At 46.4% G+C, this 10,093-nt stretch carries 10 protein-coding genes and 1 pseudogene; 5 read left to right on the forward strand and 6 right to left on the reverse strand.

Features of this window, described 5'->3' with window-relative positions:
• The 6 genes and pseudogenes from Q0620_RS03280 to mscL form a co-directional block, all read right to left on the reverse strand.
• Positions 1-468, reverse strand: a pseudogene (locus tag Q0620_RS03280) (hypothetical protein); the annotation flags it as partial.
• 4 nt (positions 469-472) lie between these two features.
• Positions 473-946: a prepilin-type N-terminal cleavage/methylation domain-containing protein gene (locus Q0620_RS03285; RefSeq protein WP_298783194.1), complete on the reverse strand. Its 474-nt coding sequence runs from the start codon at positions 944-946 to the stop codon at positions 473-475.
• A 94-nt stretch (positions 947-1,040) separates the two neighbouring features.
• Positions 1,041-2,075 (reverse strand): archaetidylserine decarboxylase, encoded by a 1,035-nt coding sequence (asd, locus tag Q0620_RS03290; protein WP_298783195.1) that lies wholly within the window; start codon positions 2,073-2,075, stop codon positions 1,041-1,043.
• A complete protein-coding gene (locus Q0620_RS03295) occupies positions 2,076-3,203 on the reverse strand; it encodes a metallophosphoesterase (RefSeq protein ID WP_298783196.1) in 1,128 nt (375 codons plus the stop codon).
• A 3-nt stretch (positions 3,204-3,206) separates the two neighbouring features.
• Positions 3,207-3,845: a Crp/Fnr family transcriptional regulator gene (locus Q0620_RS03300; protein WP_297883312.1), complete on the reverse strand. Its 639-nt coding sequence runs from the start codon at positions 3,843-3,845 to the stop codon at positions 3,207-3,209.
• A 9-nt stretch (positions 3,846-3,854) separates the two neighbouring features.
• Positions 3,855-4,259, reverse strand: coding sequence for a large-conductance mechanosensitive channel protein MscL (gene mscL, locus Q0620_RS03305; protein WP_297897758.1), 405 nt, complete (start codon positions 4,257-4,259; stop codon positions 3,855-3,857).
• A 114-nt stretch (positions 4,260-4,373) separates the two neighbouring features.
• Here mscL and gltX point away from each other — a divergent pair, with 114 nt between their 5' ends.
• The 5 genes from gltX (at position 4,374) to Q0620_RS03330 (ending at position 9,984) form a co-directional block, all read left to right on the forward strand.
• The gene (gene gltX / locus Q0620_RS03310; protein WP_298783197.1) at positions 4,374-5,690 is read left to right on the forward strand and encodes a glutamate--tRNA ligase; all 1,317 of its coding nucleotides are present in this window, start codon (positions 4,374-4,376) and stop codon (positions 5,688-5,690) included.
• A complete protein-coding gene (locus Q0620_RS03315; RefSeq protein ID WP_298783198.1) occupies positions 5,677-5,973 on the forward strand; it encodes a YggT family protein in 297 nt (98 codons plus the stop codon). Before gltX ends, Q0620_RS03315 begins: the two co-directional genes overlap by 14 nt.
• The gene (locus tag Q0620_RS03320; protein ID WP_298783199.1) at positions 5,970-7,634 is read left to right on the forward strand and encodes a lytic transglycosylase domain-containing protein; all 1,665 of its coding nucleotides are present in this window, start codon (positions 5,970-5,972) and stop codon (positions 7,632-7,634) included. The genes Q0620_RS03315 and Q0620_RS03320 overlap by 4 nt, the downstream gene beginning before the upstream one ends.
• 301 nt (positions 7,635-7,935) lie before the next feature.
• On the forward strand, positions 7,936-8,064 hold the full coding sequence (locus tag Q0620_RS03325; protein WP_298783200.1) for a hypothetical protein: 129 nt from the start codon (positions 7,936-7,938) through the stop codon (positions 8,062-8,064).
• A gap of 96 nt (positions 8,065-8,160) precedes the next feature.
• The gene (locus Q0620_RS03330; protein ID WP_298783201.1) at positions 8,161-9,984 is read left to right on the forward strand and encodes a hypothetical protein; all 1,824 of its coding nucleotides are present in this window, start codon (positions 8,161-8,163) and stop codon (positions 9,982-9,984) included.
• Positions 9,985-10,093: the final 109 nt, after the last annotated feature.

Genomic DNA, 10,093 nt, shown 5'->3' on the forward strand with positions numbered 1-10,093 from the left:
AAAATCCCAGTCGAAAGCAGAATTTCGTGCGGTGATGGAATTCTGCTCGAAAATAAAATTTTGTTCGCGGGTAGAAGTTTGCTTGCAAGCGGAGGTTGGCTTACTAACGGGAATTTGCTCGCAAGCACAATTCCGCTCGGTCGTAGGATGCTCCTGCAAATTCCGCAAATCCTGCGCCGTATCGCTTGCAGGCTCGAAAATCCCAAATGCAACGCTCTTTTCGCAGACATAGTAGTACGCGATAAAATTTGCAAGTGCGATCTGAAACGGGCTAAATTTAAGCTGCGAAATTTCAGAAATTTTCTTGGTTTTGAAGCTTGGCTTTGAAACCTCTCGCAGGATCACAGCAGATTTGACGCTCGATTTTACGGGAACGGATACGATTTGATAGGATGGTATTTTAAAATTTGAACTATAAGTAAGCGGCTTTAGGCTGGCGCCCAAAACCGCAACTTCATAATAGAGCATTTAGCTATTGCGCTAAGGATTGACAAAGCTCGTCAGCGTGATTACAATCGAATGAACCTACGTTTCTCCCCGCTGCCGTAGCCAAAGGTGTAGTTGGATAGTAATCAAAAGTAGTACTCTTGCCTGCTACGCTAGCCCTATATGTAGATGTTGCATTGGCATTGCCGTTCGCAACCAAAGTCCAGCCGTTCCTACCGCCATCTCTCATAGGATAGATAGGTTGCTGCAAAACGCCATCAAAAAGAGTGGCGTTGTCTGAGCCCTCCAAAGCAGGCCATGTAGTCACGCCCCTCATCATGTTCTCGCTTCTAACTAGCGAAAGTCCGCTTCTAATGGCGGCGATGTCTCCGCGCATCTTAGCGATAGTAGCATCATCGCGCGTAGCGGCTAATCTAGGCACTGCAATGCCCGCCAAAATACCTAAAACGACGATGACGAAAACAAGCTCTATCATCGTAAAAGCTTTTAAATTTTTCATGTTAAATCCTTTGATTTAAAGTGAGATGATTATAGCCAAATTTAAATAAAATTAATTTTAGTTAAAGAAAAAATCCTGCATTTTAAATGGAATTTTATGAAATTTCATTAAATTCTGCGATTTTTTGTCCGAATTTTACGGACGTATCAGTCGGAGTTTCAAATTTTAAAAACTCGCTTTGCGCTACGAGCACGATCGTCGAACCCAGCTCAAAATTTCCCAAATGATCGCCCTTTTTAAAGTTTAAATTTTCATATTCGTAAAGCGCCTCAGCTCTACTTGCACATGCATTCGTTTGTATTCGCGTATCGAAATCAAATCTCATCTTGCCGACGTTTAAAGCGCCCACGAAAACCATCCACAAAATCCCACCATTTCGCATTTTGCACTTCAAAATCACGCGCTCATTTTTGGCGTAAAGGTTTGGAATTTTAAGTAAAAATTTCTTCGCCACGCTGTAAAGATCAGCGGGTATGTAAAGCGCCTGCAACACGCTTAGATCACACGGCGCGTGATAATGATGATAATCGCGCGGGCTTAGATAGATGTTTGCGTAGCTTAAATTTACGCCGCTTGTATTTTCGCCGCCTTGGGCGTCCTCTGCGCTCGTTTCGCGGCTCACACTACTTTCATCACTATAAATTTCAGCTTGCACGCCGCTCGCGGCATAAGTTGCGCCGCTTTCGTCGCTTATGATTTTCGCTTGCGCGGCGCGAAATTTCATCCCTGCGCCGGCATCTTTTGCGCATCCGGTTCCAACCTCGCCGCTCCCGTTCGTAGCAACCGCTCCGCCGCTTTCGCTTGCAGTAAACGTGCGACCAAGCAGCTCGCTAAGGCTGTATTCGCAGCCTTTTACGCTAAAAGCTCGCATATCGGCGCAGGTCCCGCTCTCAAAGATCACGCCGTCGCTAGGGCTTATAAAAGCCGTCTCGTCCGTCGCTATCTCGCGCGGGTGCAGCAAGCGGCGAGTAAAAAGCGCGTTTAGGCTCGCATAGCTTTGCGGCGGATCAAATTCGCTCATATCGATTTTGAAAAATTCCACGTATTTGCGGTTGATAAAATTTTGTATAAATTTAGGGAATTTCACCGCGGCGATAACCCCAAAAATCCTCGAAATAAAACTTCTCATCTATGCCTTTCTAAGCTTAAGCAGCGCGATCTCGGCATCGGCAAAGACCCTTATCGGCGGACCCCAAAACCCTACGCCGCTGCTTACGTAAATTTGCTTCAGCCCGTCGTTATACAGCCCGTAAAGATACTTCTGGCTAAGCAGCACCAAAAGCGTCCACGGAAAGATTTGCCCCGCGTGCGTGTGCCCGCAGATACACAGATCGACCTCGTCGCGCACGAAATCCACGACGTATTTAGGCTGATGCGCGAGTAAAATTTTTGGTTTATCGGGGTTCGCCTGCGCTAGCGCAGCGCCGAGATCGGGCTGCATATATCCGAAGCGAAAGCCGCTAAGATCGTGCACGCCCATTAAATTTAGCCCCTCAAATTCCACGCTTTCGTTTTGCAGCACCCGCACACCCGCTTTTTGCATTGCCGCGATAAGCCCGCTTGCGTCGCCGCGGTAATATTCGTGGTTGCCCGTGACGAAAAAGATAGGCTTTTTGATCGCCTCAAGAGGCTGCAAAATATCCCCGAGCTCATCCGAGCGCAGATCAAACATATCGCCCACGATCAGCAGCGCGTCGAAGCTTAGCGAGTTTATCTGCGCTACGACGCCTTGCAAAAATTCCTTTTTCAAAAACTCGCCCAGATGCACGTCCGAGATGACGACGAAGCTTAGCTCGCGAGCTAAGTTTTTGATTTTTATTTCGCGCTCGGTGATTTTTGGAATTTTTAGTGCATTATAAAACCCCTTAAAAATATAGCTAAACGCCATTATTACGAAGGTTATGTCGATAAAGGTTTTTAAAAATTTTCGCCTATTTTCGCTAAATTTAACCACATGCGCAGCGGCACTTAACACGTCGTAAGCAAGGCAGATAAAAAAGAGCGAAAAGGATGCTGCCATGCAAAATACGCATAGCTTATAAAGCAGCTCGTTTTTAAAGCTTCCATTAAGCCCAAAACCCACAAAAAATATCGCATCTAAAATCGCCAAAGCTACGCAAAGCAAGCTCAAGGCAGGGCGAAACGTAGCGAAGCCTTTATATGGCGTAAAGCGCGCGCCGATCGATCTGTAGACGTAAAGATTAAAAAACAGAAATAAAACCGTGCCGACGATCGGAAAAATATAGGCGCTTTTCAAACTCTAGCCTTGGATATACTCGTCCAGCTTATCTTTATCAAAGCCCGTGATTTCTTGCTTATCGTCTAAAATTAGCGCGCCGCTCTTTTTAAATTTAGTGATGGTGCGCGAGAAGGTCTCGGGGGTGACATTTAGAATTTTGGCTATTCTAGTGTATTTCGTGCTCATAAAAATATCGAAATTCTCGTTGATAAACTTAGCGATCTTACCGTCGCAGCTAAGCACGACTTGATTATCAAAGACCGCATTTAGCGCGCGGATCTTCTCAGACATCGATTTTAAAAGCTCCAGGCAAATCTTTGGATCGCTCATAAACTCGTTTTTAAATTTTTCATAATCGATCTTTAGCACCTCGCCGTTTGTCGAAAACACGCCGCTTGCAGGATAGCTCGTCTCTTCGAAATTTACCATCTCCGCCACGAGCGAGATGGGGCGGATCTCGCGCATATGGATCTCACGCCCCTTTGCGGAGGTTTTATAGATTTTTAAAATTCCTTTTAGCAGGATTAATAGATACTGCGAGCGCTCGCCCTCGAAAAATAAAATTTCGCCCTTTTTGTAGCTTTTATGGATGCTAATCTGCTCCAAACGATCGATTTGCGCTGCACTTAGAGCTTTGAAATAAGGAATTCTCTCAAGCATCGCCGCGACCTATTTTTTAAGCAGGTCTCTTATCTCGGTAAGAAGTTTAATCTCTTCGCTAGGCTCGGCAGGTGCGGCAGGCTCCGGTGCAGGCTCGGCGGGCTTTTTAAGCTTATTGATCGCCTTGATCGCGCAGAATATACAAAACGCGATGATTATAAAATCGACCGTTACTTGGATAAACGAGCCATAGTTTATCGTAACGGCCGGGGTCTGCCCCACCGCTTCTTTTAGCACGATCTTAAGATCGGTAAAATTCATGCCTCCCGTAAGAAGCCCTAAAACCGGCATCATGATGTCGCTTACGAGCGAGGTTACGATCTTGCCGAAAGCCCCGCCGATGACGACGCCCACCGCCATATCGATGACGTTGCCTTTCATCGCGAATTCTTTGAATTCCTGAATGAAACTCATATTGTCTCCTTAAATAAAATGCGCCGATATTAGCCTATTTTTGCTTTGTTTTTGCTTTTTATTAGGAAGTAAAAAGTATAATCCCAGCTTAAATTTAAACCCAAAGGACCTAAATTGTATCGCTTTGCTCCGTCGCCCACCGGCGATATGCATATCGGAAATTTACGCGCGGCTATTTTTAACTACATCTGCTCGCTGCAGGATCAAAGCGGCTTTATTCTACGTATCGAGGATACCGACACTGCGCGCAATATCGAAGGCAAAGATCAAGAGATTATCGAAATTTTAAAACGATTCGGCATCTCGTGGCAGAGTCTGTATTATCAAAGCAAAAATTTAAAATTTCATCAGCAGTTCGCTGCCAAGCTGCTCTCCGAGAAAAAGGCGTTTTGCTGTTTTTGCAGCGAGGAGGAGCTTGAGGCGAAAAAGCAAGCCGCCAAGGACGCAGGCGAGGCGTATCGCTACGACGGGCATTGCGAGCATTTAAGCGATGAAGAGGTGCTTGGCTGCGAAAAGCCCTTTACTATCCGCCTTAAAAAACCTGATCATGCGCTGGAATTTACCGACGCAATCAAGGGCCGTATCGCATTTGAGCCGCAGAATATCGACAGCTTCGTCATCATGCGCGCGGACAAGACGCCAACTTATAACTTCGCTTGCGCCTGCGACGATATGATGCAGGGCGTGAGCTTCGTAATCCGCGGCGAGGATCACGTCTCAAACACGCCAAAGCAAAACTGGATCCGCCAAAGCCTCGGCTACGACGGCGAGATCAAATACGCGCACCTGCCGATCATATTAAATTCCGAAGGCAAAAAGATGAGCAAGCGCGAAGCTAGCTCCTCGGTAAAATGGCTGCTTCAAAGCGGCTACCTGCCCGAAGCGATCGCGAACTATCTGATCCTGCTGGGCAACAAAACGCCGCGCGAGGTCTTTAGTATGGATGAGGCGGTGGAGTTTTTCGACATCGCTAAAATTTCAAAAAGCCCGGCGAAATTTGACGAGGACAAACTCGCCTTCATAAACCGCGAGCATATCAAAAGAGCGAGCGAACAGCGATTAGCGGAGCTTTTTGAGCTTGAGTCCAGATTTGCGCCTTTAATAAAATTTTACACTCAAGAAGCGAGCCTAATCCCGCGTATCAAAGAGAAGATCGCAGCGATCTACGGCGCGAAAGATATCCCGCAGGAGTGGGCGGCGCAGGCGCAGGCTCTGCGAGAGGCGATCTTAAATTTATTGGGCTCAAACGGCGCAAGCGCGGAATTTAATGATTTCAAAACGGCGCTTTCGCAGGCTACAAATTTAAAAGGCAAGAGCCTATTTATGCCGCTTAGGTTTTTACTAACCGGCGCGCCCCACGGACCGGAGCTTAGCGAGCTGTATCCGCTGATCCGCGCTGATTTAAAGGAGATACTTGATGCTACTAAATAGCGTATTTTACGGCATTTTAGTGAGTATTCACTACGTGATTCAAGCTTATATGATGCTCATTTTCGTCGCCTGCGTTTTGAGCTTCATCCGTCCAAATCCGTTCGGTAAATTTTATAAAATCTACCGCGTCATCTCTGCGCTTACCGAGCCTGCGTTTGCGCTGGTGCGCCGCTATCTGCCTACGACTTTCGGCGGGTTTGATCTTTCGCCGCTTCTTATCCTGCTCGTGCTTAACTTCTTTGACAGCGCGATAATCTATATCATCAATAGGACGGTCATTTGAAAATATTTCTGAAATTTAGCCTTGTTTTAGGACTGCTGTGCGCCGCAAGTAGCGGTAAAATTTTAAGCTACGAACAGATCAAAGACGAGCCAAAATCCCTAGCCAAGGACTATTACATCTATCGCCTAATAGATGAGACGAAATACAACAAAGCGGAGATTAGAGCTTTAAAACAGAGTATCTTTCGCTACAAAGGCAAGCTAAAAGATAAGCTCGATAGAATTTTCGGCGCCATTCGCCCTCCTAAGCGTCCGGATCGATGTGCAGGCGTTACCTCCGCTAATATTTTAGATGCAAATTTAACCTGCAAAAAGGCGCGCTCATATCCAAATTTTATCGCCAAGCTAAGCCCGTCCATGCGCGAGACGCTCGCTTCGCAGCTTGAAAAGTACCAAGACGCAGCAAGTAGAAACGCCGTAAATTTACTGCGCGGATTTAACGACGAAAATCCGAGCGAGTATTTTATGCAGAGCCGTAACGCGCAAAACTACTTTTTATATTACGACTACTTAAAAGGTGCGGGCAAAGACGCTCTGATCGACATCGACGCCAACGCAGCCTTCGTAAGCGAACTAGCTTCGCAAAAAGGTTTCAAAGCGGTTCTTAACGATGCGCTAATCAACCGCAAATACCCGCACTTGCGCCGCTCGCTCACGGGCGTCGATCCACTAACCGTGGAGAAGGACGTAGCGTTTATGCTGGGCGTAAACGCCGTCATGCAGGGCGACGAAGGGGCTGCGCTTGCATTTTTTAGCCGCGCGGCCGCGAGCTTTGAGAAGCCTCACGATGTACACAATGCGAAATTTTGGATCTACCTGCTAAATGGAGATCAAAATGTCTTGCGCCAGCTTGCTAGCAGCGATTATTACAGCCTCTATGCGCTTTATGCCAAGGAGGTCTTAGGGGATAGGAATTTAAACATAATCATCCCAAATCCTGCTAAAAATTCCATCGAAGGCTACGATATTACCGATCCTTTCGCTTGGGTTCGCACGAAAAATAGCGCTGATCAGATGTCGCGCCCACAACTTTTGGAATTTGCTAAAAAATTCGACACCAAGCAAAGCATCGGCGAGTACTCATACATCATGAATAAAGCAAGCGGCGGCAAGGATAACTTCTATCCGACGCCGTTTATGGAATACATCGGTGACGGTGATAACCGCCGCAAGGCGCTAATTTTGGCGCTCGCCCGCCAAGAAAGCCGCTTCGTGCCCGCATCGGTATCTACATCGTACGCGCTTGGGATGATGCAGTTTATGCCGTTTTTGGCTAACGAGATCGGCAAAAAGCAGCTTGCGATCGCGGGCTTCGATCAAGACGATATGTTCCGCCCCGAGGTCGCTTACCGCTTCGCCAACATCCACATCGACTGGTTAGAGCGCAAAATTTACAGCCCGGTTTTCATCGCATACGCTTACAACGGCGGGCTCGGGCTCGTCAAAAAGATGCTTCAGCGCGGCGATATGTTTAATAAGGGCAAATTTGAGCCGTGGCTTAGTATGGAGCTCGTGCCGTATGCCGAGAGCAGGGACTACGGCAAAAAGGTGCTTGCAAATTTCATCATCTATTCGCAGATCCTCGATCCGCGCGCGAAAGTCTCGGTGCAGCAGGAGCTGCAAGATCTGCTGATACCGAGTAGAAGCGACGATTTTAGATAAATTTACGAGGCGGCGAAATGAAAGCAAAGCGAATTTTATAGTTAAAATTTTAGCCGCTTCGGCTTTTATCTGCGAAATTTGCGCGGCGACTCAAAATTTTTCGGCCGCCAAAGATGCCGCGAAATCGCTGAAAGAGGATGAAATTTTAATCCTTAAAAGCGATCTTGCCGCCGCTAAAAAACAGGGCGGCGCGCTACAAGAGGTAAATTTAGAGGAGAGGAAACTTGCAAAAAACGCGCTTAAGCTTCCGTTTGAAATTTACGAGCTGCGCCTTTCTGAAGATCAAAATACGCTCTTTGGCTTGGGCGACGACAAAGGCGGCATCGTCTTGATCGACATTACCGAGCCGCGCACTCTAAAGCTTACGGGCATCTTCTCTTTTCCGCAGCATGAGTTTGATCCCGCCTACATAGATATCGCGCAGAGCTAAGACGGCAAAAGTCTATTCGTCGCCGATCCAAATTTCGGAATTTATAAGCTGGATCTTAGCGACCGAAGGGATATTAAAATTTCGGCTCGACTTGAAGTGCGATTTGTAAATAAAATAGAGCTTTCAGTCGACGGGCGCACCCTCTTTGCGAAGGATTTTTTCAGTACCCTTACCGCCTATGACGTAAAAGATGATAAATTTACGCAGCTTGCTTATTTTATCGCCCCTTCCAAAGTCACTAAGTGGGAATACGATTACGCTTGCGCACCGCATAGATTATCCGAAATAAAGGAGCTCGGCGATCTGAAACTGCTCTCTGAGAATGAGCTTTTGCTGGCAAGCTGGGTGGGATTTTATATTTTAGATATATCGGATATGCATAGGTACCGCGCAAATGCCGCGCCAAGCTCTAATATCTTAAAGCAGATTCGCTATATCGCCCATCCGTATTTAGAAATTGATAAAATGGCGCTATCCAAAGACGGCAAGCGGGTATTTTCATCAAATTGGAGCGAATTTGGGCTATATGATTTAGGCGAAAATAACACGGCCCAATCAAGCGCGTATTACAGCGGCGCGCATTTAAATAATTTTAAAGTCATAGAGGATCTAAATTTAGCCTACTTAGGCAAAAAAATATCCGAAAAAGGGGAGTTTCCAAGCGTGGATCTGATCGATTTTAGCAACAAACTTGACCCCACCCCGATAAAAAGATATCTCTTTCCGCAGAGCCTAAAGGGCGTAAGCGTCGAATCCCGCGGCAAATATCTTTTCTTTTCCTATTTTACGAAAAACGGAGCGTTCATAAGCGGGCTTGATCGTGCCTCGTTAAGCTCCGCCGAAAAATCCGCGCAATCTGCGCAGATACAAAACGAAAATTTAGCCGAAAAAAGCCCTGAAGAAAAAGGCGCAATCTGGGAACTTCCTTACGCTAAAAACGGCTTTAGAACCGTCGATAACATAATAAAATCTCCGCAAGGATATCTGCTTCTTGCAAGCGCGAGCGACGAATACCGAGTCTCACTAGTTGAGTTAAGCGAGCGAGGAGCGGAACTCTGGCGCAAAAAATTAAATGTGGTATCCGCAGCCAATATGCCGGTAGCGGCGATGGATTCATACGCGCTTTTGGATAATCAAATTTTAGACGCCAAAACAAAAAATATAATCTACGAATTTCCGCTTAAATTTAAAGAAGTAGCGAGCTTCGGCGATAAATTTGCCGCGATAGACGAAAACAACGATCTGTGCTTTTACGAGAGAGAAAAACTGCTATGGAAGAAAAAGCTAAATATCGCAAAGAGCAAAAGACCGTTTGACGGCACCATGACAAGGATAGCCAAAATATCCGAAAGCGAGATCCTGCTCATCATCGAAAAAGATGGATTTTTAAAATTTAACGCTAAGGGCGAGGAGCTTTGGCATAAGAGCGTAAATTTCGCCCGCACGAAGGAAGACGGTGCCTCGGACGAGCTTGTAATCGATCAGAAAGCGCAGCTGTTAAAAGCAAAGGACGGATCGATATTTCTGCTGGCAAAATTCGGCGCAAATATCGCGAAATTTGACGCCTTAGGCAATGAAATTTGGAGAAAGCAGATTTGCGGAAGAGATCGTGGCGTCTGCGATCTGCCCGACACGCTAAACGCGACCTATAAATTAGCAAACTACAAAGAGGGGCTACTTCTAATCGGCGCAAACGACGCTTCGGAGGATCAGACGATATTTTTAGAGCTTGATTTGAACGGCAATATATTACGCGAAAACAAAGCGAAATTGCAAGATTTTTGGCTCAAAAGCGCCGTAAGCACGGATGATGGAGGCGTTTTAATAGGCGGAGGCGCTCACGGCGACGATACGGTCATAATAAAAATCCGCTCCGACCTGCCGCTGGATCAACAAAAGATCAAAAATTTAAACAGATAAACTATCCGCAGCTTATCCGCCTCAAAGACTGTAGCGGGTTTAAATTTAACCTCTTTGCAGCTTGTTTGCGGCGATTTAAAATTTCGTAACTTCGGATATGCAGCTCGCC

Source organism: uncultured Campylobacter sp. (genome assembly GCF_938017615.1).
In the GTDB taxonomy this organism is placed as follows: domain Bacteria; phylum Campylobacterota; class Campylobacteria; order Campylobacterales; family Campylobacteraceae; genus Campylobacter_B.